This window comes from Streptomyces aurantiaciflavus (assembly GCF_049808595.1).
Lineage (GTDB): Bacteria > Actinomycetota > Actinomycetes > Streptomycetales > Streptomycetaceae > Streptomyces.
Map to the genome: position 1 here is coordinate 157161 of NZ_JBNCAQ010000003.1, position 24496 is coordinate 181656.

At 72.1% G+C, this 24496-nt stretch carries 20 protein-coding genes and 1 tRNA gene; 10 read left to right on the forward strand and 11 right to left on the reverse strand.

The annotated features are described in order from the left end of the window. Window positions 1-10 precede the first annotated feature (10 nt). Window positions 11-2551, forward strand: a complete 2541-nt coding sequence (locus ACPT94_RS04165) for a phosphoribosyltransferase (protein ID WP_425245127.1) — start codon at window positions 11-13, stop codon at window positions 2549-2551. Further along, the gene (locus tag ACPT94_RS04170; protein WP_360347903.1) at window positions 2551-3360 is read left to right on the forward strand and encodes an HAD family hydrolase; all 810 of its coding nucleotides are present in this window, start codon (window positions 2551-2553) and stop codon (window positions 3358-3360) included. Before ACPT94_RS04165 ends, ACPT94_RS04170 begins: the two co-directional genes overlap by 1 nt. Before the next feature lie 30 nt (window positions 3361-3390). Here ACPT94_RS04170 and ACPT94_RS04175 read toward each other — a convergent pair whose 3' ends face one another. After that, a complete protein-coding gene (locus tag ACPT94_RS04175; protein WP_360347906.1) occupies window positions 3391-3609 on the reverse strand; it encodes an FmdB family zinc ribbon protein in 219 nt (72 codons plus the stop codon). 286 nt (window positions 3610-3895) lie between these two features. On the opposite strand from ACPT94_RS04175, the gene ACPT94_RS04180 reads away from it, so the two are divergent. From ACPT94_RS04180 to ACPT94_RS04195, 4 genes are all read left to right on the forward strand, one after another. Then, entirely contained in the window at window positions 3896-6202 is a 2307-nt protein-coding gene (locus ACPT94_RS04180) for a peptidoglycan recognition protein family protein (RefSeq protein ID WP_425245128.1), read from the forward strand. 374 nt (window positions 6203-6576) lie between these two features. Further along, on the forward strand, window positions 6577-8742 hold the full coding sequence (locus ACPT94_RS04185) for a transglycosylase domain-containing protein (RefSeq protein ID WP_425245207.1): 2166 nt from the start codon (window positions 6577-6579) through the stop codon (window positions 8740-8742). 49 nt (window positions 8743-8791) lie between these two features. Next, on the forward strand, window positions 8792-10072 hold the full coding sequence (locus ACPT94_RS04190; protein ID WP_425245129.1) for a polysaccharide deacetylase family protein: 1281 nt from the start codon (window positions 8792-8794) through the stop codon (window positions 10070-10072). Between the two features lie 114 nt (window positions 10073-10186). Then, window positions 10187-11362, forward strand: a complete 1176-nt coding sequence (locus ACPT94_RS04195) for an amidase domain-containing protein (protein WP_425245130.1) — start codon at window positions 10187-10189, stop codon at window positions 11360-11362. On the opposite strand, the gene ACPT94_RS04200 is transcribed toward ACPT94_RS04195, so the two are convergent. From ACPT94_RS04200 to ACPT94_RS04210, 3 genes are all read right to left on the reverse strand, one after another. Next, entirely contained in the window at window positions 11350-11916 is a 567-nt protein-coding gene (locus ACPT94_RS04200; RefSeq protein ID WP_360347921.1) for a DUF4383 domain-containing protein, read from the reverse strand. The two genes, ACPT94_RS04195 and ACPT94_RS04200, sit on opposite strands and share 13 nt — an antisense overlap. A gap of 108 nt (window positions 11917-12024) precedes the next feature. Further along, a complete protein-coding gene (locus ACPT94_RS04205) occupies window positions 12025-13404 on the reverse strand; it encodes a coiled-coil domain-containing protein (RefSeq protein WP_360347924.1) in 1380 nt (459 codons plus the stop codon). A 74-nt stretch (window positions 13405-13478) separates the two neighbouring features. Continuing rightward, a complete protein-coding gene (locus tag ACPT94_RS04210; protein ID WP_360347927.1) occupies window positions 13479-14267 on the reverse strand; it encodes a DUF4097 family beta strand repeat-containing protein in 789 nt (262 codons plus the stop codon). Between the two features lie 206 nt (window positions 14268-14473). On the opposite strand from ACPT94_RS04210, the gene ACPT94_RS04215 reads away from it, so the two are divergent. Further along, window positions 14474-14548 (forward strand) — tRNA-Val (locus ACPT94_RS04215). A 58-nt stretch (window positions 14549-14606) separates the two neighbouring features. On the opposite strand, the gene ACPT94_RS04220 is transcribed toward ACPT94_RS04215, so the two are convergent. Continuing rightward, complete coding sequence (locus ACPT94_RS04220) at window positions 14607-14951, reverse strand: DUF8825 domain-containing protein (protein ID WP_360347929.1); 345 nt, start codon at window positions 14949-14951, stop codon at window positions 14607-14609. A 135-nt stretch (window positions 14952-15086) separates the two neighbouring features. Here ACPT94_RS04220 and ACPT94_RS04225 point away from each other — a divergent pair, with 135 nt between their 5' ends. After that, window positions 15087-15617, forward strand: a complete 531-nt coding sequence (locus ACPT94_RS04225) for a GNAT family N-acetyltransferase (RefSeq protein WP_425245131.1) — start codon at window positions 15087-15089, stop codon at window positions 15615-15617. Here the strand turns inward: ACPT94_RS04225 and ACPT94_RS04230 are convergent. Beyond that, complete coding sequence (locus ACPT94_RS04230) at window positions 15614-16516, reverse strand: ketopantoate reductase family protein (protein WP_425245132.1); 903 nt, start codon at window positions 16514-16516, stop codon at window positions 15614-15616. The two genes, ACPT94_RS04225 and ACPT94_RS04230, sit on opposite strands and share 4 nt — an antisense overlap. A 180-nt stretch (window positions 16517-16696) precedes the next feature. Here ACPT94_RS04230 and ACPT94_RS04235 point away from each other — a divergent pair, with 180 nt between their 5' ends. Next, on the forward strand, window positions 16697-16930 hold the full coding sequence (locus tag ACPT94_RS04235) for a DUF2277 domain-containing protein (RefSeq protein WP_360347938.1): 234 nt from the start codon (window positions 16697-16699) through the stop codon (window positions 16928-16930). A 588-nt stretch (window positions 16931-17518) separates the two neighbouring features. On the opposite strand, the gene ACPT94_RS04240 is transcribed toward ACPT94_RS04235, so the two are convergent. From ACPT94_RS04240 to ACPT94_RS04260, 5 genes are all read right to left on the reverse strand, one after another. Continuing rightward, the gene (locus ACPT94_RS04240) at window positions 17519-18130 is read right to left on the reverse strand and encodes a DedA family protein (RefSeq protein ID WP_360347941.1); all 612 of its coding nucleotides are present in this window, start codon (window positions 18128-18130) and stop codon (window positions 17519-17521) included. A 314-nt stretch (window positions 18131-18444) separates the two neighbouring features. After that, complete coding sequence (locus ACPT94_RS04245) at window positions 18445-18906, reverse strand: DoxX family protein (RefSeq protein WP_425245133.1); 462 nt, start codon at window positions 18904-18906, stop codon at window positions 18445-18447. 100 nt (window positions 18907-19006) lie between these two features. After that, the gene (locus ACPT94_RS04250; RefSeq protein WP_425245134.1) at window positions 19007-20935 is read right to left on the reverse strand and encodes an FAD/NAD(P)-binding protein; all 1929 of its coding nucleotides are present in this window, start codon (window positions 20933-20935) and stop codon (window positions 19007-19009) included. Window positions 20936-21081: 146 nt separating this feature from the next. Further along, complete coding sequence (locus tag ACPT94_RS04255) at window positions 21082-22710, reverse strand: alkaline phosphatase D family protein (RefSeq protein WP_425245135.1); 1629 nt, start codon at window positions 22708-22710, stop codon at window positions 21082-21084. 90 nt (window positions 22711-22800) lie between these two features. Beyond that, window positions 22801-23445, reverse strand: a complete 645-nt coding sequence (locus ACPT94_RS04260; RefSeq protein ID WP_360347953.1) for an HNH endonuclease family protein — start codon at window positions 23443-23445, stop codon at window positions 22801-22803. A gap of 421 nt (window positions 23446-23866) precedes the next feature. On the opposite strand from ACPT94_RS04260, the gene ACPT94_RS04265 reads away from it, so the two are divergent. Then, window positions 23867-24448 (forward strand): TMEM165/GDT1 family protein, encoded by a 582-nt coding sequence (locus ACPT94_RS04265; protein WP_425245136.1) that lies wholly within the window; start codon window positions 23867-23869, stop codon window positions 24446-24448. Window positions 24449-24496: the final 48 nt, after the last annotated feature.

A 24496-nucleotide genomic window follows, 5' to 3' on the forward strand; every position in this document is an offset into this window, starting at 1 on the left:
CTAGGGACGCATGAACAACGCAGTGAACAACGGGGTCTGGTCCGGGAGTTGGGTCGCGGAGCGGCTCGGGGTCCAGCTCGTGGGCGACGACGAACTGAGGGACCTGCTGGGGCTGGCCCTGCGCCGCAACCCCAAACGGGCCCATCTGCTCGTCTCCCACGTCCTGGGCAAGCACGTCCCGCAGTCGCCGTCCGTGGTCTACGGCTACGGCTTCGCCCTGGGCCGCCGGGTGCGCGAGCTGCTCGGTGAGGAGGCCGAGCGGGCGGTCGTCCTCGGCTACGCGGAGACCGCCACCGGCCTCGGCCACTCCGTCGCCGACGGCCTCGGCTCAGCCCCCTACCTGCACTCCACCCGCCGCCCGGTCCCCGGCGTCGCGCCCGCCGGCGGCTTCGAGGAGTCCCACTCGCACGCCACCTCCCACCTGCTGCTGCCCGAGGATCCGGCACTGCTGGTCGGCGACGGCCCGCTGGTCCTGGTCGACGACGAGTTCTCGACGGGGAACACGGTGCTGAACACCGTCCGGGACCTGCACGAGCGGTACCCGCGACGGCGGTACGTGGTGGTCGCCCTGGTCGACATGCGGTCCGCGGCGGACGCGGGGCGGCTGCGGGACTTCGCCCGCGAGATCGGCGCCCGCGTCGACCTGGTGGCGGCCGCCTCGGGCACGGTGATCCTGCCGGAGGGCGTGCTGGAGAAGGGGCAGGACCTGGTGGCGCGGTACGAGTCCACCCACCCGGGAGCGCCGGGCGGTGTCGACACGCGGCTCCGCCACGGGGCGCGACCGGCCACCGACGGCCCGCACCCGGAGGACGAGCGCACCCGGCAGACGCGACCCCACGGTCACCTCACCCGCGTCGACCTGCGCTGGCCCCGCAACCTCCCCGACGGCGGCCGGCACGGCTTCACCCCCGCGCACCGCACCCGCCTCGAAGGCGCCCTCCCCGCCATGGCGGCCCGCCTCGCGGAGACGCTCCCCACCGACGCGCGGAGCGTCCTCGTCCTCGGGTTCGAGGAGCTGATGTACGCGCCGCTGCGGCTGGCGCGGGAGCTGGAGCAGGTCGTGGGGGCCGAGGTGCGCTACTCGACCACCACCCGCTCGCCCGTGCTCGCGGTCGACGATCCCGGGTACGCGATACGCAGCCGCCTCGTCTTCCCCGCCCACGACGAGCCCGCCGACGGCCCGGGCGAGCGGTACGCCTACAACGTCGCGGGCGGCGGCTTCGACGCCGTCGTCGCCGTCGTGGACTCCGTGGCCGACACCGGGGAACTGCACGCCCCCGACGGCCTTCTGGCCCAGCTCGCCGCCCACACCCCGCATGTCGTCCTCGCGGTCGTGCCGTCGTACGTCCCCGAGCCGCTGTACGCGGCCGCCCTGTCTGGAGAAAGATCCGCCATGCTGCCCGAGCCCCTCCGCGGTCCCGCCTTCTCCTCGTACGCGCCGGAGGAGGTCGGCTGGCTGCTCCAGGACCTCTCGGACGTGACGCTGGAGGCGCCGACCGAGGAGCGCGAGGAGGCCATCCAGAGCGGCGGCGCGCACTACGCGGAGTCGCTGCCGGTGGAGTACCAGCCGAGCGAGCAGTACCAGGAGCTGTTCCACTCGGCCCTGGAGACGTCCGCGGCGCGGCTGGCGCGGGCGGTGGGCGCGGTGACGGAGATCGTGATCGCGGAACGCTCGCCCCGGCCCGTCCTCGTCTCCCTCGCCCGCGCCGGCACCCCCATCGGGGTGCTGATGCGCCGCTGGGCGCAGCACCGGCACGGCCTCGACCTGCCGCACTACGCCGTCTCCATCGTGCGCGGCCGGGGCATCGACGCCAACGCGCTGCGCTGGCTGGCCGAGCACCACGACCCGCGCGACGTCGTCTTCGTCGACGGCTGGACCGGCAAGGGCGCGATCACCCGTGAACTGGCCGAGGCGATCGAGGAGTTCGAGGCCGCGGGCGGCGCCGCCGGCTTCGACCCGGAGATCGCCGTGCTGGCCGACCCGGGCTCCTGCGTGCGGACGTACGGCACCCGGGAGGACTTCCTCATCCCGTCCGCCTGCCTCAACTCCACGGTGTCCGGCCTGATATCGCGGACCGTGCTGCGCGCGGACCTGGTCGGCCCCGACGACTTCCACGGCGCGAAGTTCTACCGCGAGCTGGCCGGCGCGGACGTCTCCAACGCCTTCCTGGACGCTGTCTCCGCCCGCTTCCCGGAGGTCGTGGACGCGGTCGACGGCGCGGTGAAGGAGCTGCTGGCGAGCGACCGGACGCCGACCTGGGAGGGCTGGGCGGCGGTCGAGCGCATCAGCGAGGAGTACGGCATCCACGATGTGAACCTGGTCAAGCCCGGCGTCGGCGAGACCACGAGGGTGCTGCTGCGCCGGGTGCCCTGGAAGATCCTGGCGCGGGCCGGGGCGGGCGCCGACCTGGACCACGTCCGGCTGCTCGCCGGACAGAGAGGGGTACCGGTGGAGGAGGTCGGCGACCTGCCGTACACCTGTGTGGGGCTGATCCACCCGCGGTACACGCGGGGTGCGACGGGCGCCGACGGCAAGGCGGTGACGGTCTGATGCCGGTCATGGTGGCGAGCGACCTCGACCGTACGCTCATCTACTCCGCGGCGGCCCTCGCGCTGACCATGCCGGACGCGCGGGCGCCCCGGCTGCTGTGCGTGGAGGTGCACGAGAGCCGGCCGCTGTCGTACATGACGGAGACGGCGGCGCAGCTGCTGACCGACCTCGGGGACGCGGCGGTGTTCGTGCCGACGACCACCCGGACGCGCAAGCAGTACCAGCGCATCAACCTGCCGGGCCCGCCGCCCCCTTACGCGATCTGCGCGAACGGCGGCCATCTGCTGGTCGACGGGGTGTCCGACCCGGACTGGCACGCGGCCGTCACCGCGCGGCTGGCCGACGAGTGCGCCCCGCTCGCGGAGGTCCAGGCCCATCTGGCGGCCTTCGCCGACCCGGTCTGGCTGCGCAAGCAGCGGATCGCCGAGGACCTGTTCGCCTACCTCGTCGTGGAGCGCGAGTTGCTGCCGGAGGAGTGGGTGAAGGAGCTCGCGGTGTGGGCGGAGAACCGCGGCTGGACGGTGTCCTTGCAGGGCCGCAAGATCTACGCCGTGCCCAAGCCGCTGACCAAGAGCGCGGCCGTGCGCGAGGTGGCCCGCCGGGCGGGCGCCGAACTGACGCTGGCGGCGGGCGACTCCCTCCTCGACGCCGATCTGCTGCTGGCCGCGGACCGCGGCTGGCGGCCCGGCCACGGTGAGCTGGCCGACGCCGCCTGGACGGCACCGCGGATCACGGCCCTGCCCGAGCGGGGTGTCCTGGCGGGGGAGCGGATCCTGCGGGAGTTCCTGAAGGGCGCCCGCGAGAAGTAGCCCGCCGGCCGCTCCCCGGCCGCAGGGCCGTCAGCCGCAGCAGCCCCCGCCACAGCACCCCCCGCCGCCCCCGCCGCCCGCCTTGGGCGCGGGGGCGGACGCCGTGCCGCCCACGGCGACCGTCGACAGAAGCTTCACCGTGTCGTCATGGCCGGCGGGGCAGTCGGCGGGGGCGGAGGACTCCGCCATCGGGCGGTTCAGTTCGAAGGTGTCGCCGCAGGTCCGGCAGCGGTACTCGTAGCGAGGCATGGGGACAGGCTAACGTCACGCGCTCGCGGGGCGGGGGTCCTGTGCCGTCCGTGGCGGCGGCCGTCGCCCGACCCCCTATGGCACAGATCACGCCAGGCCCCCCGGGGATCGTGTGTGGCCTTGAAGGCACATGACGGGATTTCACGTCTTTACTCCCCCGATATCTTTACGTGAAGATCACATAAGTGATCGTTTGGTGTCTCAGCGGGGGGAGTGGCCGGTTCCGGCTCCGTGCCCGTCACGGGTGGAGCTGATTCCGCGTCACGGGGAAAGGTCGCGGTTCGGTATGGGAGTACGTCGTCGGTGGGGGACGGGCGCGGTCGTCGCGGCGGGTGTGTGCGGGACGTTGGTGGCGCAGGGGGTGATGGGGGGATCCACCGGGGGCGGGGCCGACAGCAGGCCCGGACCGGTCAGGAACGAGGTGCGGTCGGCCGCGCTGAAGGTGAGCGGTGACGGGGGCTCCGCGACGCTGGGGCGGCGGGACACCGAGACCTTCAGCATGCTCGGAGTGACGTGGCGGGGTGGCCTCGCCGCGCTGTCCGGCACGGTCGAGGTGCGCACCAGGGCGGTCGGTTCGGGCAAGTGGTCGCACTGGCTGACCCTGGACAGCGACAACGGCCCGGAGGAGAACGGCGGCGCCGCCCGGGGCGGCACCGAACCCGCGTGGGTGGGGCCGTCCGACGGCGTCGAGGTGCGGGTGAACGGGAAGCCGGCGACACGGCTGCCGCAGGGCCTCCGCCTGGACATGATCGGCACCGCCGACGGTTCCCGCGGCGCTTCCGGTGGCGGCGACGGCATCGAGCCCGCCGCGTTCGTCGCCGAGGGAAGCGACGATCCCACCGCCTCGCAGTCCGCGACCTCCCCGGGAGCCACGGCGCCCGAGGCGAGCGACGGCACCACCGCGGAGCCGTCCGCCCCGGAGCCGGAGCCGGCGACCGCCGAGCCGTCCGCCTCCGCGTCGGCCTCCGAGTCCCCGTCGGCCTCGGAGCCGCCGTCGCCGAGCGCGACGCCCAGTGAGTCGGCGAGCCCGTCCGCCTCGGCGTCCGCGTCCGCGTCGGCCCCGCCGTCCACGGTGCCGCAGCCCGACATCGAGCCCCGCTCCGCATGGGGCGCGGACGAGTCGCTCAGCCCGGAGGCGCCGGCCTATCTGCCCGGCGGGAAGATCAAGGCCGTGGTGGTCCACCACACCGCCCAGAGCAACACGTACACCTGCGCCGAGGCCCCCTCCATCATCAACGCCGTCTACACGTACGACGTGACGGCGCTGGGCTGGAAGGACCTCGGCTACAACTTCGTCGTGGACAAGTGCGGCACGGTGTACGAGGGCCGCAAGGGCGGCGTCGGCCTTCCGGTCGTGGGGGCCCACGCCTACGGCTTCAACTCCCAGACCACCGGCATAGCGGTCCTGGGCACCTACACCGACTCCGCGCCTCCGCGGGCCGCGATGACCTCGGTGGCGCGGGTCGCCGCGTGGAAGCTCGGCCAGTACGGCGTCGACCCGGACTCGACCGTCACCCTCACCACCGCCGTGGAGGGCCAGAACCTCGCCGGCAGATCATGGGGCCCCGGAGAGGAGCTGAGGCTTCCGGCGATCCACGGCCACCGCGACGGCTACAACACCCTGTGCCCCGGTGACGCGTTCTACGCCGCGCTCGACACGGTCCGCGCCTATGCCGCCGGTCCCGTCTCCGGGCTCGCGCTCACGTCGGTCACCGGGACGGCCGTCGTCGGCTCGACCCCGTACACCAACGGCCCCGTCACGGTGAACTGGTCGGCGACGACTCCGGCCGAGCTGATCTCCACGTACGAGGTGCTGGTCGACGGTGAGCCGGCGGCCACCGCCAAGGGCGGCGCGACCTCCGCCGAGGTGACGCTGACCGCCGGCACCCACCAGGTGCGGGTCAGGGCCGTCCACCAGTCCGGCAGGACGTCGGTCTCCGAGGCCGCCACCGTGATCGCGGACACCACCGCCCCCACGTTCACCACCGCGCCGAACCTGGCCCTGCGTACCGGCATCGTGGGCACCACGAGCGTCCCGCTCACGCTGAACTGGAAGGCGGCCGACTCCGTCGCCCTGAAGGAGGTGCGCCTCACCGCGCCGGTCACCGGGACCTACGGGCCGACCGTGACGAGCGCCCGGCACACCGCCGCCTCCGGCGCCGCGACCACCTGGTCCCTCGAGGCGTACGACGTGGCCGGCAACACCGGCACCGCCGACGTCTCGGGCACCCCGGTGATCCTCCAGGAAACCGCGGCCACCAGGTCCGGGACCTGGACGGCCAGGTCCTCCGGCAGCTACCTGGGGGGCAAGTCCCTTTCCAGCGGCTCCAAGAACGCCTCGCTGACCTGGACCTTCACCGGTCGCTCGGTCGCCTGGGTGGTCTCGCGGGCCGCCAACTCGGGCCAGGCGCACGTCTACGTCGACGGCAGGAAGGTCACGACCGTCGACCTGAAGTCGTCCCTGAAGGCCTACCGGAACGCGGTCTGGACGCAGACCTGGTCCTCCAGTGCGCAGCACACGGTCAAGATCGTGGTGGTGGGCACGTCCGGGCGTCCCACGATCACCACCGACGGGATCGTCTACCTCAAGTAGGGCTCCGCACGGCCCCGTCCCCCGTCGTACGGGTGAGCGGGGCCGTGCGCCGCACGGCGCCGGCGCTCCTCTTCGCATGAAGTGGCGCGAAAGTCCGGTATTGGAGGGCGTTTCCGAAGTACGCCGCAGGCTTCCGACAGTGTTTCCTTCTGTCGATTTCTTATGTGGAGAACTTGCGAAGGGCGCTGGTAATTTGAGGGGCGCCGCGAAGAACCGCGAGGTCGGGGGATTCAGGGTTTGCAGCCGTTCCCACGGCAACCATGTCAGACCCTCGTACGTCTGTACGTCTGCCTACGCGAGCAACACGGAGTGCGGAGGGAGACATCGTGACCCAGTCGGGGCAGGGGGAGGAGCCCCAAGAGCCGGACGCCACCATGCAGTTGAAGGTTCCCGCTTCTTTCAGGGCGGACGAGACCATGCAACTGCGGGTGCCCGAGGGGGGTATACCGGGCAGTCAGGAAATACCCCGGACGGCGGAGAACCGTCGTAAGGGTCGCAGAGCTCCCCGCCCTTCCCTTTTCGCCCGGATCTCCGCCGTCGTCGGCCCCCGCATCGCACCTCTCGTCGCCGTCCTGGCTCCGCTGGTCGCACGTGTCACGCCGTACGTCCGCCGGATGCGCCCGCAGTACCCGCGGCCGGGACGCACCGACTGGCGGCGCTGGATACCGTCCTGGCGGCAGTGGCTCGGGGGAGTGCTGGCCTCCCTCGGCCTCAGCAGCCTGCTCCTGGTCGTCGCCTACGCGGCCACCGACATCCCGCAGAACCTCAACTCCTACGCCACCCAGCAGGACAACGTCTTCTTCTGGTCCGACGGCACGCCCATGGCCCGCACCGGCTGGGTGCAGCGCCAGGCGATGCCGCTGAAGGACATCCCCGAGGACGTCCGCTGGGCGGTCCTCGCGGCCGAGAACGCGAGCTTCTACAGCGACCCCGGCATCTCCTTCAAGGGCATCAGCCGCGCCCTGTTCCGCACGCTCGGCCAGGGCGACACCCAGGGCGGCTCCACCATCACCCAGCAGTACGTCAAGAACGTCTACCTGAACCAGAACCAGACCCTGCGCCGCAAGTTCACCGAGGCGATGATCTCCCTCAAGCTGGACAACCAGATGAGCAAGGACGACATCCTGGAGGGCTACCTCAACACCAGCTGGTTCGGCCGCGGCACCTACGGCATCCAGCGCGCCGCCCAGGCCTACTACGGCAAGGACGTCAGCGAACTCAACGCCAGCGAGGCCGCCTTCCTCGCCTCCCTCCTCAAGGGCGCCGCCCTGTACGACCCGACCCTGAGCAAGGACAACCGCGCCAGGGCCGTCGAGCGCTGGTCCTGGACCCTCGACCGGATGGTCGACATCGGCAAGCTGTCGAAGTCCGAGCGGGCCAAGTACAAGAAGTTCCCCGACCCGCTCAGGAACAACCCGCTGTACAACACCGGTGAGCAGAGCGACTACCTCGTCGAACTCGCCGCCCAGTACGCCAAGAAGGCCGCGCAGATCTCCGACAAGGACTTCGACCTCGGCGGCTACCAGATCTACACGACCTTCGACAAGAAGCGGGAGAAGCAGCTCACCGAGGCCGTCACCAAGGCCCGCAGGAAGGCCCTGAAGGACGACCCGAAGAACGCGAAGACCGCCCACTACGGCGCCGCCTCGGTGGCCGCCGACGGCCGGATCCTCGCCGTCTACGGCGGCCCCGACCACCGTACGCAGGGCTACAACGAGTCCAACGCCACCACCGTCCAGGCCGGTTCGGCGTTCATGCCGTTCGTGTACGCGGCCGGCCTGGAACACGGCATCCGCAAGACCCGGGACGGCGAGGCCACCCCGGTCACCGGGGAGTCCGTCTACAACGGGAACGACGACGTGCTGGTGACCACGCCGGAGGGGCCGTACTGGGACCGCAGCGGCAAGAAGGTGGCCGCCGACAACGACGGTGACAAGGACTACGGGCCGATCTCCCTGCACCGGGCGCTGGAGCTGTCGGTGAACGCGCCGTTCATGCAGCTCGGCATGGACACCGGCCTGGACAAGGTGCGCTCGACCGCCGAGGCGTCCGGACTGCTGCCCTCCAGCCTCGGCGCCCAGGTGCCCGCCCTGTCCATGGGCAGCTCCACGCCCAGCGCCATCCGCATGGCCAGCGGCTACTCCACCTTCGCCGCGGCCGGCAAGCACACCGAGCCGTACTCGGTGCGGCAGATCACCCGCAACGGCACCAAGCTCCCGCTGGACCTGCCCACCCCGCGCCGGGCGGTCGGCGCCGACGTGGCCGAGGAGGTCACCTCCGCACTCACGGACTCCTTCCGCACCTCCCACCCCGGCGCCGCGTCCGCCACCGCCGAGGTGGCCGGGAAGGCCGGGACCACGCAGAACGACACCGCCGCCTGGTACGTCGGCACGCACAAGGCCGTCTCCACGGCGATCGTCGTCTACCGCATCGACCTGGCCAAGAGCCTCGAACCTCTGCCGCTGAAGGGCGTCGCCGGCACCGCCGACGACAGCGTCCCCTACCGCATCTGGTCCGGTGCCATGGGCCCGCTCGGCTGACCACCGACCGGGCAGCACAACCCCCCACCGTTTGGAGAATGAGCCGCACATGAAGTCACCGTCGGGCCGCCGCCGCAAGGCCCGGGCACCGCGCCGCACCGCCGCCTTCCATCCGGGGTTCCTGACCCTGGCGGCGTTCCTCGTCGTCGCCTCCCTGACGGCGGGGTACCTGGTGCTGAACCGTACGGACAACACCGCGCCGACCGCGTCCTCGGGGGAACAGAAGAAGACGGCGGCGACGGCCACCAAGGAGCCGGAATGGGACGGCAAGACCAAGGTGCTGGGGGACAGGTCCACCTCGTACACCGGCCCGCAGAAGGGCCAGTTGAAGCCCGAGCCGCTCAAACCGGGTGAGAAGCCGCCCCAGTTCGTCGTCTTCTCCTGGGACGGCGCGCTCGCGGGCGACGACGAACTCTTCCAGCACTACCGGAAGATGGCGAAGCAGTACAACGCCCACATGACGTTCTTCCTCACGGGCATCTACCTGCTGCCCAAGAGCAAGGCCGACCTCTACAGCCCGCCGCAGCACTCCAAGGGCTCGGCGGCGATCAGCTACCCCACCGACGACCACATCCGCACCACCGTGGAACAGCTCGGCAAGGCGTGGGAGGAGGGCAACGAGATCGGCACCCACTTCAACGGCCACTTCTGCGGCGCGAAGGGCGGCAAGGACTGGAGCGTCGAGGAGTGGAAGAGCGAGATCGACCAGTTCTACGAGTTCGCGGAGAAGTGGAAGACCAACACCGGCTACACCGAGATGGATCCGCTGCCGTTCGACTTCCGCAAGGAGGTCGTCGGCGGCCGCGCCCCCTGCCTGGAGGGTCAGCCGAACCTGCTGAAGGCCGCCAAGAGCTACGGCTGGCGCTACGACGCGTCCTCCCCGGGCAGCTTCCAGATCTGGCCGACGAAGAAGAACGGCCTCTGGGACTTCCCGCTGCAGGGGCTCCCGTACGGCGAGGACCAGGCCCTGTCCATGGACTTCAACTTCCTCTACAACCAGACCGGCGGTGAGACCGAGGGCGACCCGGCCAAGCACCCCCAGTGGCAGCAGCAGACGATCGACTCCTACATGGCGGGCTTCAACCGCGTCTACTACGGCAGCCGGGCCCCCCTGTTCATAGGCAACCACTTCGAGCAGTGGAACGGCGGCATCTACATGAACGCCGTCGACCACGTCATCGAGAACGTGTGCACCAAGAAGGACGTCAAGTGCGTGTCCTTCAAGGAACTGGCCGACTGGATGGACGTGCAGAAACCCGCCACCCTCGAACGGCTGCGCACCCTCGACCCGGCGCAGTCGCCGTCGGACTGGTCGACGGTCGTGCAGTGACGTTCGCATAACGGCCTTGGTGCACAGGGGCATCCCCCTTCACAACAGCTACACATGGCATGCGAAGATGCGCTACCCCGGCATCCGTCCGCCGGGGCAAGAGGGGAAACATCAGTGAAGTCAAGGAAATTGAGCCGTACGCGCCGCCGCGCCGCCATACTCGGCGCGGCCGCCACCTCCGTGGTCGCCGGAGTGGCGCTGCTGCCCAACTGGTCCGCCGGCGCGGCGGTCGTCGACGACCCCACGGTCGACGCGAAGACGAAGGCCACCTTCCAGCGGCTGGCGGACGCGGTCTTCACCGACCGCACGGACGCGCTGGTCACCGGCAAGCAGGGCGACCGGGAGAAGCCGCTGACCGACGGCTTCTCCGGTGACGTCAAGCTGTCGTCCGGCACGGCCCGCACCGAGGACGCCACCCTGTCCTCGCTGGGGCAGCGCAAGGACAAGCTGGCGAAGGCCGGCGAGACGTACAGCAAGGCCAGCACCACCGTCACCCTGAACGCCACGCGCGTCACGGGCCGTACGGCCAAGGCCGCGGTCACCGAGACCACGACCCTGACCTACGCGCAGGCCCGCGGCAACCAGCCGAAGAGCACCGGGTTCCAGGCCCATCACGAGCTGACGTTCAAGGCCGACCGGCAGGGCAACTGGCAGCTGACGAACATCCGCGACACCGACCAGGGCGGTCTCGCGGTGAACACGCTGTCCAAGCCGACGTCCGTCAAGGCGACCACCGCGGACGACACCATGCCGTCGGCCCCGCGCGCGGCCACCACGCGCAACCCGGCGGCCAAGCCCAAGACGCTCACCGGTACCGCCCTGGACTACAAGGCCATGGCCACGTACGCGGAGAAGTACTGGAACAACTACAACAAGGACTACCCGGACTTCAACGGGCACGGCGCCGGCGGCGACTGCACCAACTTCGTCAGCCAGTCCCTGAAGGCGGGCGGCTGGAAGCACGTCCCCGGCTACGTGTACGACTACACCAGGTGGTTCGGCAACAACGAGATCCAGTCGGACTCGTTCGTCGGCGTCAACGAGTGGTCCTGGTTCGCCCAGAACTCCAAGCGGACCACCCCGCTGGCCAACGTCTACCAGCTCGAGGTCGGTGACGTGCTCCAGATGGACTTCGACAAGGACGGGTCCAAGGACCACACGATGATCGTCACGTCCAAGAGCGGCGGCGTGCCCTACGTGACGTACCACTCCAACAACACCCTCCGCAGGTCGGTGGCGAGCCTCGTCGCCTCGTACCCGAACGCGTACTACTACGCCTACCGCACCTGATCGGACGACGGGGGCCAGTGCTCCCTGAGTTCCCGCTGACGGTCCCGCTCCTCGGCCAGTTCGGGGTGGCGGGCCCGCCAGTAGGGGTTGTCGTGCGGCAGGGCCGATCCGACCCTGCCGTACATCCCGAAGACGAGCAGCAGGATCCCGATCACAAAGCTGAGCATGCAGTTCTGGATCTGGAAGGCCAGGAAGTTGTAGTCCGTCTCCAGCAGGGCCATGTTCAGGAAGCCGCTCAGGATGAACAGCACCCCCAGGGTCATGTTGAGGGTGGACGCGAAGTTCCCGCCGACCACCATGCCCACGAGGAGCAGCAGGCCGACGGCGACCGACAGCCAGCTCAGCGCGCCGTTGGTGTTCAGGCCCCAGACCGTGTCGCCGCCCGTGTCGAAGAAGCCGATCCTGTCGAGGATCCCGAAGATCCCGAAGACGAGCAGCCCCGCACCCATGAGGCCGGCGCCGACCCGGTAGACCTTGTTCAGGCGGTGGTCGACCGGCAGGTGCTCGTCGAACCTGATCCGCTGCCGCTGTTTGGCGTGCGCTGCGTGGGCCATCGTCGCCTCCCTGGGGGTGTGGCGTGCCGACGGAAGCCGTCCGTATCTCTCAATATCCGCCCGCCGCGCCCCGGCGGCAACGGCAGGGCGCCCGCCCCGTGCCCCTGCTCAGTGACCGGCCGCCGCCCCGCGTTCCTCCCGGATCCGGGCCACCACGTCGGCCACCGTGTGCCGGACGGCCTCCGTCTCGGTCAGAAAGTGCCAGTAGTCGGGGTGGCGTCCCTCCAGCGTGGCCACCGCCCGCTCCAGCCGGGCCACGGAGTCGTCCAGCGGGCGGGCGTGCCGCGGGTCGGGCGTGTTGCGGCCGGCCATGGCGAGCCGCTGCGCGTCCCGGATCGCGAACCGGGTCCGCTCGATCTCCTGCCGCGGGTCCTTCTGCACGGCGTTCAGCCTGGTCAGCCGGTCACCGGCGGCCGAGACGGCCTCGTCGGTGGAGTTCAGCAGCGCTCGCGCCGTCGACAGCAGCGCGGTCGCGTCCGGCCAGCGCTGCGCGTCCCGCGCGGTCTGCGCCTCGGCCAGCTTCGCCTCGGCCTGCCGTATGTGCTCCACGGCCTGCTCGGGGACGCGCTGGAGGTCCTGCCAGCAGGCCGCCGTGAACCGCCGGCGCAACTCGCTCAGCACCGGGTCCACCTGCTCGGCCCGGGTCGTCAGCGCCTGCGCGCGGGTCCGCAGCGACACCAGCCGGTGGTCGATCTCGGCGGCCCGCTCCGGCAGCCGCTCGGCCTCCACCCGGACCGCCTCGGCCTCCCGGGAGACCCGCTCGGCCCGCTCCAGCGTCTGCGGCACGCCGTGCTGCCCGGCGCCCTGGTTGAGCTTGGTCAGCTCGGGCGCGAGTGCCGCCAGCCGGGCCGCCAGATCGTCCGCCCTCAGCCCCGTGCCCCGGACGGCGTCCAGCGCGTTCGACGCCGCCAGCAGCGCCTGCCGGGCCCGCTCCACGGCGGGCGCCAGCCGCGCCAGCTGCGTCTCGGCCTTTCCGAGCAGCGGGCCGAGCCCGTCGGCGAAGCGGTCCAGCTCCTGTTTGACACGGCCCAGTTCGTCCTTGGCGCGGGTCAGCTCCGCGCGCGCCTGGCCGGCCACCGAGGCCTCCAGGTCGTCCCGGTCGAGATCGTGGGCGTCGACCGCGTCGATGTACTGGTGACTGACCTCGTCGATGCGCCGGCCGAGGGCCTCGAAGTCGGTGAGCGCGCGCCGGGCGGCCGGGGAGTCGTCCACGGCCATGATCGTCTCGATCGAGATCCGCAGGTCCCGCTGCGCGGTGTCCAGCTCGTAGAACGCGGCCGCGGCGGCGTCCTTCGCGGCCTGCGCCTCCGCCCGCTGACTCTCCGCCCGCCCACCGAACCAGCGCCGGGTGCCGCCGCCCGCGAACGCGGCGGGCAGCGCCAGCACGGCGACCAGCGGAAGGGCGACGAGCGTGAGCGTGTCCCCGAGCACGCGAAGGCGTGCACGCGGCACCGACGGCGAGTACGGCTGCGCTGGTGTCGCCGTCACATCCCTCTCCCGTGCTGTGATCCGCCCTGCCCGGTGTCATTCTCCCACCGGATGAAGACGAACACACGGGCCGGTCAGTTCGCCTTCCGCACGGTGACTTTGCCGTCGCCGGTGCGCGCGGACACGACGTGCGCGCTGGAGTCGTCCCGGGGCACCGACACATCCACGGACCCGTCGCCGGTGTGGGTCGTCACGCGGTACGTCGCCTCGGGCAGCGCGATCGTCACCGACCCGTCGTCGGAGACGGACTCCACCCGGTCCGGTACGGCGCTCAGATCAAGGCGGACCGACCCGTCCTGGGTCCGCGCGTTCACCCGCCGCGAGGCCACCTCGGCGCGCACGGAACCGTCGTCGCTCCGCAGTTCCAGCGGCCCGCTGGAGTCCGTGACCCGCACCGAGCCGTCGGCCGTACGGATGCTCAGGGCGTCCCGGAAGCCCCGCGCGCGGACGCTGCCGTCGTCCGTCTCGACCTTGACGGCGACACCCCGGGGCACCTCGACGCGGTGCTTGGCGGAGCAGTCGGCGACCATGCCGGAGCAGTGCATCCGCAGCACCAGCCGGTCGTCCTTCATCGACCAGGTCACCTCCGGCTCGTCGCCGATCACGACCGACCCGTCGAACCAGCGGGTGACCTCGACCGTGCCCTCGCGGTGCGTGTCCGACGCCACGATCTCCAACGCCGAGTCGTCCGAGTCGATGGTGAGCGTGCCGCCCCCCAGGGCGAAGGAACGGTGCTCGGGGTGCTCGTCGTCGCCCGCGGAGGAGCAGGCGGTGGCGGTCGCGGCGAGAGCCACGACGGCACCGGTGACGAGAGCCGTGCGGGCCGCTCGCGCCGCGCGTGCCGGGACGGTGGTACGGCTCATGGTGATCTCCCCCTGGACGGACCGCGGGTCCGCGTCGACGCCGCCTTGCTGACGTCTACGACGGTAGAAAGCGGCCGCCGGCCGGACGATCCGGTGCGCTACCGGATCCGAGGTGGGGTTAACCCCCGGGGGACCAGAGGGGACCGGGGAGGCGATACGGGTTTGCGGGGCAGGGCCCCCGGCAATGTAGGCTGTCGACTCGTCCTGGGTGCGTAGCTCAGGGGTAGAGCGCCTGCCTTACAAGCAGGATGTCGGCGGTTCGAAACCGTCCGCGCCCACCAGGAGTGCGAGAGGCCCCCGGAATCCTCCGGGGGCCTCTCGCGTCTTTCCAGGGCCTCGCTAGTTCTCCTCGTCGGGGGGCGTCTCGTGCGCGTGCTTGAGCCGCATCCGGGCCTCCACCCGGTCGGCGGCGGCGACCTCCGCCCAGAAGCGGTGGCAGGACACGAACACCGCGAGCTCGTGCTCCCGTTGCCGGAGCTTCTCCACCTCGGCCTGTTCGTCGGCCGTCCAGCCGGGGGAGGCGGGGCGCTCCACCTTGCGCCAGCCGCCGTCGTCACTGAAGCCGTCCAGCGGCTCGACCGACCAGGGGAGCCGCTTCAGCAGGGCCGACAGCTCGGCCCGGACCTGATGCAGCTCCTCCTGACCGGCGCGCAGGTCGCTGGGAAAGTCATAGGTCGTAGCCACGCGACAATGCTACGCCTGTTCGATTTTGGGTGGCGAGTTCCTTCGAGGGGTTCGTGTGTTCGGATGAGAACCCGGGGCTCGGCAGGCGGATTCCGGGCCGGGGGGACTGTCAGACCTCTGCCCTAGCGTGGCGGTATGGACCTCACTGATGTGGAGCAGGTGCGGCTGGTGCCCTGGGCGGAGGGCGACTTCTGGCTGTTGAGGCGGACCAACAGTCCCGAGATGACCGAGCACGTGGGCGGACCGGAGACGGAGGAGAAGCTCCGCGACCGGCACCGGAGATACCTCGAGCTGGATGCGGGCCGAATGTACCGGGTCGTGCTCGCGGACGGGGGCGAGACCGTCGGCTCGATCGGCTACTGGGAGCGGCCCTGGCAGGGCGGCCTCGTGTGGGAGACCGGTTGGGGGATCCTGCCCGAGTTCCAGGGGCGGGGGCTCGCCGCGCGGGCCGCCCGGACGCTCGTCGAGACCGTCCGGGCGGCCGTGCGGGAGACCGGCGGCCACCGGTCCCTGCACGCCTTCCCCGGTGTGGATCACCCCGCGTCGAACGGGGTGTGCCGAAGAGCCGGCTTCACCCTCCTCGGCACGGCCGACTTCGAGTACCCGAAGGGGCACTGGATGACGTCGAACGACTGGTGCGTCGACCTGGACACCGACGTGGCCTAATAGCCGGCGTCGCTCAACTCCCCTACCAGGCGGGCCGTCACCGGCGCCGGTACGCCGTGCCGGTCGGCCGCGCGCAGCAACGCCCCGCCGATCGCGTCGAGTTCGAGGGGGCGGCCCGCTTCCGCGTCACGCTGCATGGAGGACTTGGTGGCGGGCGGGAAGGCGTCGTAGCGGGCGAGCGCCCGGGCCGGGTCGGCGGGGACACCGCAGGCGCGGCTGACGGCGGCCGTCTCCTCGACCAGGGCGGTCAGGTCCTCGCGGTGGCGGGTGCGGACCTCGCCCAGGGGGAGGGCGTGGCGGGTGGTGAGAAGGGCGAAGGGGGCGAGGAAGGCCATCTTCGCCCAGAGCGCGGCCGTCTCGTCCGGCAGGACGCGGGTGGTCGGGCCGGCCTTGGACAGCGCGTCCGCGAGGGCGTCGAGGCGGGGGCGGGGCACCTCGTCACCGGCGAGGTCGATCTCCGCGAAGGGGCTGCCGTGCTCGATCACACCGGGGGCGACGCGGGTGGACTCGGCGCGGATGACGGCCGGGGCGACGCGATCCGGGCGGTGACGCTCGCGGAGCGCCGCCGGGTGCTCGACGCCGTTCAGGAACGGCACGAGGAGGGCGTCGCCGAGAGCCGCGGTGGGGATGCGGGCCAGGGCCGCGTCGAGGGTGGTGTGCTTGACGGCGATCAGGACCGCGTCGACGGGGGCGCGGAGTTCGGTGTCCGCGTCGACGGGGGCCGTGAACTCGCCGAACTGCTCGCTGCGGACGCTGACGCCGTGCGTACGCAGGTGCGCGGCCGTGTCGTCTCCGGCCAGGCAGGTCACCTGGTGCCCGGCCCGGGACAGGAGGGCGGCCAGGAGCCCGCCGATGCCTCCGGGGCCGAGGACGGCCACGGTGAGTGCGTCGTTCGCCATGGGTGGGTGTTCCTCTCGTCGGTCGGCTCCGGTGCGGTGGCCGCCTCGGAGTGATCATGACAGGGGGCGGCGTGTGGACGGAAGAGGTGACGGAAGGACGACGGACGGTCTCCGGAAGAGGCGGCGGACGGGTCTCCGGAAGGGGCGACGGACGGGGTGCGGTGGGGCGAGACTGGGGGCATGTGCCGAAGCATCAAGACACTTCGCCCGCCGGCGCTGGCCGAGGAGGCCACGGAGGACGAGATCCGGGCTGCTGCCCTGCAGTACGTACGAAAGGTGTCCGGCTTCCGGGCACCGGCCGCGCACAACCGGGAGGTGTTCGAGAAGGCGGTGGAGGCGGTCGCCGCGGCCACCGCTGAGTTGCTGGGTGGGTTGGAGGTACGAGGGCAGGGGCAGGCCGTGCGGCACGGGTAGGGGCGGGTGTCGTCGCTCGACGGGCACTCGGGGGTTGCCGCCGTGGGCTGGGTCGCGCCGCCCGGCGCTTACAGGGCGCCTCCCCCCAGGGGGCGCCCCCAGCGCCCACCCCTCCCCACTCCCGGCTTACCCCCACTCCCGACTTCTCCCTACTCGCGACTTCGCTCTGGCGGGAGGGGCCCCCATGCGCGGAACGCCCGTCGCCCCGGCGGCACGACTGCCCGCAGGCTGACGGGGGTGGTCGGCGTCGTGTGCGCCCGCCGCACGGCGGGCCGGCCGGGCGTCGCGCCCCCGCGCCGAGTCGGCCGAGCCGTGCCGTGCCGGGCAGGGGCGATCTCAGCCTGTCCGGCGATCGAGGACGAGGCCCGTTCGGGGCCGACGGGGGTGTGGGGGCGGAGCCCCCAGGGTGGGTGCGTGGCCGCGGGGGCGAGGGCTCGGCGGCCCGAGCCTTTCGGCACCGGGCAGCGGGCAGCGGGCAGCGCAACTTCAGCCCGCCGGGGGCGCCCGCTCTGGGGGAGTTCGAGGACGAGGCCGTTCAGGCCGATCGGGGGCTGGGGGCACAGCCCCCAGGACGTGGCGTCACGTCGGCTACGCCGGCTGGCGGCGCATCAGATACGCCGCTGCGGCGCCCGCCCCGAAGAGGGCCAGCACCGACACACCCGTCGCCAGCCATGTCGCGCCCAGCCAGTGCGCGCCGAAGTAGCCGAGGGCGACGCTGTAGCCGGCCCAGGACAGGCCGGCGAGGGCGGACCAGGGGAGGAAGTCGCGGGCACGGCGGTGGGCGGCGCCGGCGATGAGGGAGACGACCGAGCGGCCGGCGGGGGCGAAGCGGGCGAGGACGACCAGGGCGCCGCCGCCCTGCGCCAGAGCCCCGCCGAGACGTTCCTGCGCAGTCGTCAGCCGCCGGGAACGGGATATCGCGCGGTCCAGGCGCGCTCCGCCGCGCCAGGCCAGCCGGTAGGCCGCCAGGTCACCCAGGACGGAGGCCGTCGCCGCGGAGAGGATGAGCGCCAGGATGTCGGGGACCTCGTGCGGCACCCGCCCTGTCGCCGCCCCCGACCCCGCGGCCGCCGCCGTGGCCGCCGTGATGACGAGCACCCCGCTCGGCAGCACCGGCAGGAACACGTCGAGGAGGACCGACAGGGCCACCAGCGCATAGATCCATGGAGCGCCGAACAACGCCCCCACACTCTCGAACACCGCGGACTCCCCGTGTCTCCCCCGTGCGGCCCGACCATGCCGCGGTGGCGCGGGGGCGGCTGGTGCGGCCATAACAGCCATACAGCGTACGCCCGGGGTGTGACAGCGGATTCACTGGGGGCTTGTGTGTTCGGCACAGCGCGTTCACCTGGGCGATCGGCCAACCGGAGGGCCCGGTATCGCGAACACCCCCTGAACGCGGCAAGGGCGCCCTCCCCGCACGCGCGGAGAAAGCGCCCCTCTCGTGGCCCCGGACACCCAGGCCGGCTACTCGACCCGGGAGAGCTCAGGCCACCTGCTCAACTCAGGCCGGCTCAGGCCGTGACCGCGGCCTTCCGCCTCGCCGGCTCCTGCTGCTCCGCCGAGCGCGACCGCTTGGCGAACAGCCGGTCCACGCCGAGCGCGCCGGAGCCGGTGAAGACCAGCAGCAGGAAGGCCCAGCAGAACATCGCGGGGGCCTCGCCGCCGTTCTCCATCGGCCACAGGGCCTCCGGCTGGTGGACCTTGAAGTACGCGTACGCCATGGAGCCCGAGGCGAGGAACGCGGCCGCGCGGGTGCCGAGCCCGATCAGCACCAGGCTGCCGCAGACCAGCTGGATCACGGCCGCGTACCAGCCGGGCCAGGTGCCGGCGTCGATGGTGCCGCCGTTCGTGCCGGCGGCTCCGCCGAGGACGCCGAAGAGCGACGCGACGCCGTGGCAGACGAAGAGCAGGCCGACGACGATGCGGAACAGGCCGATCACGTAGGGCTGCGCGGTGTCGAGACGAGCGGACATGTGGGGGGTACTCCTTCGGTGTCGGTCGTACGACCGGCCCTGGGGACGGACCGGCCGGTGGGGGCGGCGGTACCGAACGAGCGACCCACGGTAGGGGGACCTAATCGATGCTTGCAAGTTCAACATTCGGCCAGACGGGGGACCCCGCCGGCGGTTCCGTTTCCGTCGCCGCCGCGCGCAGAACCGCTCTCGCCACCGCGTCCGCGTCCGACAAAGTGACCGAATCCACGCCCGGCCGGGCGCCCGCCGCGGTCACCCAGTGCACGCCCTCCGTGGGCACCCCGAAGGCGAACCGCCGTGTGTGGGCCCGCCCCTGACGCCCCATCAGGCAGTACGGCCGTGGTGTGACGTCCAGCCCTCCGGTCACGTAACCGTCGACCGTGTGCGGGCGGCACTGGCCGGTTCTCAACAGGTGGGCGAGGAGGGCGTCGGCGGTGCGGCGCAGATCCGTTTCCGGGAGCCGGGCCTCTATGAGCGTTGTCACACGGACGGCCGAACCGGGCACGTCCGGTGAGTGCGCCCGCCAGGCCCCGTCCTCCTCCCGCACCTCCAGCCGTGGACCGAGCACCTCCACCACCCCCGCCTCCACCAGCGCGGCCAGCTCCTCGACACGGCGGCGGGGCGGGCCGATGGACAGGAAGGCGTTGAGGGGGGTGTACCAGCGGTCGAGGTGGTCCCGGCGGGAGGCGCCGGACAGCCCTTTGTGGTCGACGACCAGCCGCAGCTCGTTGCGCAGGTCCCGCAGCACGTCCAGGGCCGCCTTCAGCGGCCCGCGCACATTGCCCCGCGCCGCCTCCTCGGCGTCCCGCCGCAGATACGCCAGCAGCCACCCCCGCCACTGCTCCGGATGCGTGAACTCCCGCCCCGCGTACGGCCGGGAGATGCGCTCCCAGCTCCACCGGTCGGCCTCCGCCACCCCGAACTCCGTGAGAACGGCGGCCTCCTGGGGAGTGCGGTGCGGGGCGGCGAGAAAGCGGTCCGCGAACCCGGGGCGCCGTACGAGGGCCGAGTAGTAGACCGTCTCCACCTCCTTCGCCACCAACGGCCATATCTCCGTGCGGAAGTCAGGGGCGTCACCGGAGTCCGCGCGTTTGCGGAAGCCCGAGATCACCTCCGGGGTGAGCACGAGCGGGGTGTGGCGGCCGTAGGGGCCCTTGGCGTTGTCGCCGCGCGCCTGGTACGGGATGCCGCGCCGGGAGCCGGCGTACAGGCGCGGCTCGCGGCCGGAAGGGACGTAGCGCAGGCCGCCGGCCCCGGCGGGGGTGAAGCGGCCGCCGCGACCGGTGGTCAGCAGGGCCATGTGGTCGAAGAAGTTCAGGCCCAGGCCGCGCAGCAGCACCGGCTCGCCGGGGGCCACGGGGGAGAGGTCGACGTCGGCCGGGTTGGCGGGCGGGATGTGGCACAGACCGTGGCGTTCGGCGTAGGCGGCGTGGCGCTGCTGCTCCGCGTCGGCGGCCACCGGCAGATGGCCCTGGGCGAGGACCACGGCGGACAGGCCGAGCAGCACCCGGCCGTCGTCCAGGGTCAGCACCTGGCGGCCGTCGGCGGCGTCGTCGAGCCGGACCGCGCGCGCCGTGTGCGTCTCGACGTGGACCGCGGGCGGGGCCTGGCGGACCGTCCGCGCGAACACCCACTCCAGGTAGCGGCCGTACTGGGCGCGGGTCGGGTAGTCGTCCGGGCCCAGCTCGCCGCCCGCCCACTCGTGCAGACTGGGGCCCGGCCGGATCGGGCCCGCGCAGTCCACGCTGTCGTCGGTGAACAGGGTCACCTGCGCGGCCACGGTGTTCATCAGCAGCTCCGGGGACTGCCCGGTGCGCCACACCAGGCCCGGTCCGGGCGGCGCCGGGTCGACGACGTGGACCGTCAACCGTGCCCCGGGCGGGAGCAGCTCCGGGGCGGAGGCGCAGAGGCGTTCCAGGACGCTGGTGCCGCGCGGCCCGGCGCCGACGAGGGCGACGGCTACGGCGGCCGACGCCGGCCGCGGGCGGCCTTCCGGGTTCGACGCCGGTTCCGCTGTGACTGAGGGCAAGGGGCTGACTCCCGGGCGTGTGGGGGCGCGATGGAGCGGACCGCCCACGGGCCGCGATGGAAGCGGACGGTCCGCCTCATCATGCCCCCGCGTCCCACGGAAGCCAACGCGGGCCCCACAGGCCCGGGTTGTCCCTCAAAAGCACCTCATGCCGGGGTCAAGTCGGACTCTTCCATCGTCGTGAGCGCCCCGTTCGCCCGCGCCTGCTCCAGCCGCAGCCGGGCCGAACGTCCGCGCAGCGTCAGCGTCATGAGCTGGTTGCCGAACCAGGGCCCGCCCGTCCTGCGCCAGTCCACGGCCGGCCGAGGACAGCGCCCGTGCCGCGCGAACCGGCGTCCCAGCGCGCGGGCCACCGCGCTCCACCCGAAGCGGAAACCGACCCGGATCGACAGCGGGATGGAGTTGTGGACGGGCGAGCAGGTGAGCTGCAGCACCCGCGCGTCCGGAGCGGCGGCCGGCCACCGGGGCTCGGCCACGTACGCGTGATGCACGTCCCCGGACAGCACCAGCACACTCGCCGGCGCCTGCGCTCCCGTCCCCACCTCGGCGAGCAGCTCGGTCAGCGCGGTGAAGGAGTCCGGGAACGCCGCCCAGTGCTCCAGATCGGCCGCCCGCCGCAGCTTCTCCCCGAACCGCGCCCACCGCTCGCCCCGCTCACCCCGGCACAGCGCCGCGTTCCACGCCTCGGCGTCGTGCACGAGGTGCGGCAGCAGCCAGGGCAGAGAGGTGCCGACGAGGAGATGGTCGTACGACCCCCGCCCCTGGAGGGCCTGCTCGCGCAGCCACTCGGCCTCGCCCGGGTCGAGCATCGCCCGCCCGTCCTCCTCCAGCACCCGCGCGGCCCGGGTGTCCACCATCAGCAGCCGGACCCGCCCGAAGTCACGCCGGTAGCTCCAGCGCACGGAGGTGAAGTCCGCGTCGGCGCGGCAGGCGAAGTCGCGCAGGAGGTCGGTGCCGTCGGGGGTGTCGCGTACGGCCGCGTAGAGCGGGTCGGCGGCCAGTTCGGCCGGGGAGAGGTTCCCGAGGTGCTGGTGGACCCAGTACGACATCAGGCCGCTCAGCAGCCGCTCGCGCCACCAGGGCGTGGCCCGCATGTCGGCGAGCCAGGAGGCGGAGGTGTTCCAGTCGTCGATCACGTCGTGGTCGTCGAAGATCATGCAGCTGGGCACGGTCGACAGCAGCCAGCGGACCTCGGGGTCGAGCCAGGACTCGTAGTACAGCCAGGTGTACTCCTCGTAGTCGGCGACCTCGGCGCCGGGCGGCTCGGCCAGGTCACGGCGGGCCGCGAGACGGCGGCGGATCGCGGCGGAGGTCTCGTCGGCGTACACCTGGTCGCCGAGCAGCAGCAGGACGTCGGGCCGCTCGCCCCCCGGGTCGGCGGCGATCCGCGCGGCCAGACTGTCCAGGGCGTCCGGGCCCACGGGGTCCCGCTCGTCGGCCGGGGGCGCCGCCCACCGGCAGGAACCGAAGGCCACGCGGACGTCGTCGCCGTCGGCCGGGGTGCGGATGACGGAGGGCGGGAAGCGGGAGTCGGGCGGCGGCCACACGCGCGCGCCGTCGAGGAACACCTCGTACGCCGTCTCGCTGCCCGGCGCCAGGCCGGTCACCGGGACCAGGGCGTAGTGATGGCCCGCCACCTGGAAGGTGCGGGCCGTGCCGCCGGAACCGTCCGCGCAGCGCACCTCGGCGGCGCACGGACGGCTCGCCTCGACCCAGACGGTCGCGGACGAGCCGTCGGCGTATCTCAGCAGGGGTCCCAGCCGCAGTCCGGCCACGTGATCGCCTCCTCCGTCGCCCCGTACGGTACGGAACGACGGAGGTCGGTGGGGAGGTTCCGGTGCGGAATCGGGATCAGCGGCTCGGGATCAGCAGGCGGAGAGGTAGCTCGTGAGCGCGCTCTTCTCGGCGGAGTCCACGGAGAGGCCGTAGTAGTACTTCACCTGGACCCAGGCGCGGACGTAGGTGCAGCGGTAGGCCGTGCGCGACGGCATCCAGGTGGCCGGGTCCTGGTCGCCCTTGGCCTGGTTGACGTTGTCGGTGACGGCGATGAGCTGCGGGCGGGTGAGGTCGTTGGCGAAGGCCTGGCGGCGGGAGGTGGTCCAGCTGTCGGCGCCGGAGTCCCAGGCCTCGGCGAGCGGCACGAGGTGGTCGATGTCGAGGTCGGAGGCGGCCGTCCAGGTGGCGCCGTCGTAGGGGGAGTACCAGCTGCCGCTGGTGGCGGCGCAGGCGGAGTCGGTGACGACGTTCGAGCCGTCGCGCTTGAGGACGGTCTCGCGGGTGTTGCAGGTGCCGGACTGGGTGATCCAGTGCGGGAAGAGGTCGCGGTCGTAGCCGGTGCGGTCCTCGGCGGCCACGGTGAGGGAGGCGAGGTAGGTGCGGGCGGTGGCGGCGCTGACCGGGGTGGGCAGGGCGGCGGAGGCGGTCGGGGAGTTGAAGAGCGCGACCGAGGCTATGAGTCCGGTGAGCGCCGCGAGTATGCTGACCCGTCGACGCGCGTAGAACTTGGACATGCGAACTCCCTTGAGGGGTGGGGGCGTTGCGGTGCGAGCGTGGGAATGCTCGCGATGCCGCGTTGCGGGGAGGTGTGCGCGCGGTAAGAAGTTAATGACGCGAACATGACACGACAAGACATGTGGCGGGATCCGTGCGGGATCTTCGGCCCCGCGTGACCGGTGTGAGAGTCACGTACCATGGACGGCGCAGAAGGGGAGTAGCTCTTCGCCGGACCGTCGACACACTGCTCAGCTCGTCCTCGTGACAGCCGAGCCGGCGCCCGGAGGCAGGCCCGCGGTGGGTCGGCCAGCGAGACCTTCGGCAAGCAGTGCACATCCGTGCCATACGGCGCGGATGCCCAGTGTGCTGCCGTGCCGAGGCGTCCTGCGCGAAGGAGACAGCACTCTCGGTGGGGCAGCCCCGACCGATTGAGGACCCTTGATCAGCTTCACCGTGACGGCGCTCGTCTTCGGCGTCGTCTTCCTCGCCGAACTGCCGGACAAGACCGCCCTCGCCGGCCTCGTCCTCGGCACCCGCTACCGCGCCTCGTACGTCTTCGCCGGCGTCGCCGCCGCCTTCGCCCTGCATGTCGCGCTCGCCGTGGCGGCCGGCAGTGTGCTGACCCTGCTTCCGCAGCAGATCGTGCACGCCCTGACCGGTGTGCTCTTCGTCGCCGGCGCGGCGATGCTGCTGCTGAAGAAGGACGAGGACGACGAGGAGATCCGGCGGCCCGAGGACCAGTCCTTCTGGAAGGTCGCCGGGGCGGGCTTCATGCTCATCCTCGTCGCCGAGTTCGGCGACCTCACCCAGATCATGACCGCCAACCTCGCCGCCCGCTACGACGATCCGCTCTCCGTCGGCGTCGGCGCGGTGCTCGCGCTGTGGGCGGTGGCCGGACTCGGCATCGTCGGCGGAAAGGCCCTGATGAAGCGGGTGCCGCTGAAGCTGATCACGCGGATCGCGGCGGTGCTGATGCTGGCGCTGGGTGTGTGGAGCCTGTGGGAGGCGTTCGCGGGCTGATCCGGCGGGCGGGCTGAACGGAAAGTGAACGCTTCCCGGGTGGGGTGG

Bases quoted from the DNA above. Each gene is read 5' to 3' on its own strand.
- ACPT94_RS04200 (WP_360347921.1), bottom strand. From the start codon at position 11,916: ATGGCCCACGCAGCGCACGCCAAACAGCGGCAGCGGATCAGGTTCGAC.
- ACPT94_RS04260 (WP_360347953.1), bottom strand. From the start codon at position 23,445: ATGTCCAAGTTCTACGCGCGTCGACGGGTCAGCATACTCGCGGCGCTC.
- ACPT94_RS04245 (WP_425245133.1), bottom strand. From the start codon at position 18,906: ATGTCCGCTCGTCTCGACACCGCGCAGCCCTACGTGATCGGCCTGTTC.
- ACPT94_RS04175 (WP_360347906.1), bottom strand. From the start codon at position 3,609: ATGCCTCGCTACGAGTACCGCTGCCGGACCTGCGGCGACACCTTCGAA.
- ACPT94_RS04185 (WP_425245207.1), top strand. From the start codon at position 6,577: ATGCAGTTGAAGGTTCCCGCTTCTTTCAGGGCGGACGAGACCATGCAA.
- ACPT94_RS04235 (WP_360347938.1), top strand. From the start codon at position 16,697: ATGTGCCGAAGCATCAAGACACTTCGCCCGCCGGCGCTGGCCGAGGAG.
- ACPT94_RS04170 (WP_360347903.1), top strand. From the start codon at position 2,551: ATGCCGGTCATGGTGGCGAGCGACCTCGACCGTACGCTCATCTACTCC.
- ACPT94_RS04180 (WP_425245128.1), top strand. From the start codon at position 3,896: ATGGGAGTACGTCGTCGGTGGGGGACGGGCGCGGTCGTCGCGGCGGGT.
- ACPT94_RS04225 (WP_425245131.1), top strand. From the start codon at position 15,087: ATGGACCTCACTGATGTGGAGCAGGTGCGGCTGGTGCCCTGGGCGGAG.
- ACPT94_RS04210 (WP_360347927.1), bottom strand. From the start codon at position 14,267: ATGAGCCGTACCACCGTCCCGGCACGCGCGGCGCGAGCGGCCCGCACG.
- ACPT94_RS04230 (WP_425245132.1), bottom strand. From the start codon at position 16,516: ATGGCGAACGACGCACTCACCGTGGCCGTCCTCGGCCCCGGAGGCATC.
- ACPT94_RS04190 (WP_425245129.1), top strand. From the start codon at position 8,792: ATGAAGTCACCGTCGGGCCGCCGCCGCAAGGCCCGGGCACCGCGCCGC.
- ACPT94_RS04165 (WP_425245127.1), top strand. From the start codon at position 11: ATGAACAACGCAGTGAACAACGGGGTCTGGTCCGGGAGTTGGGTCGCG.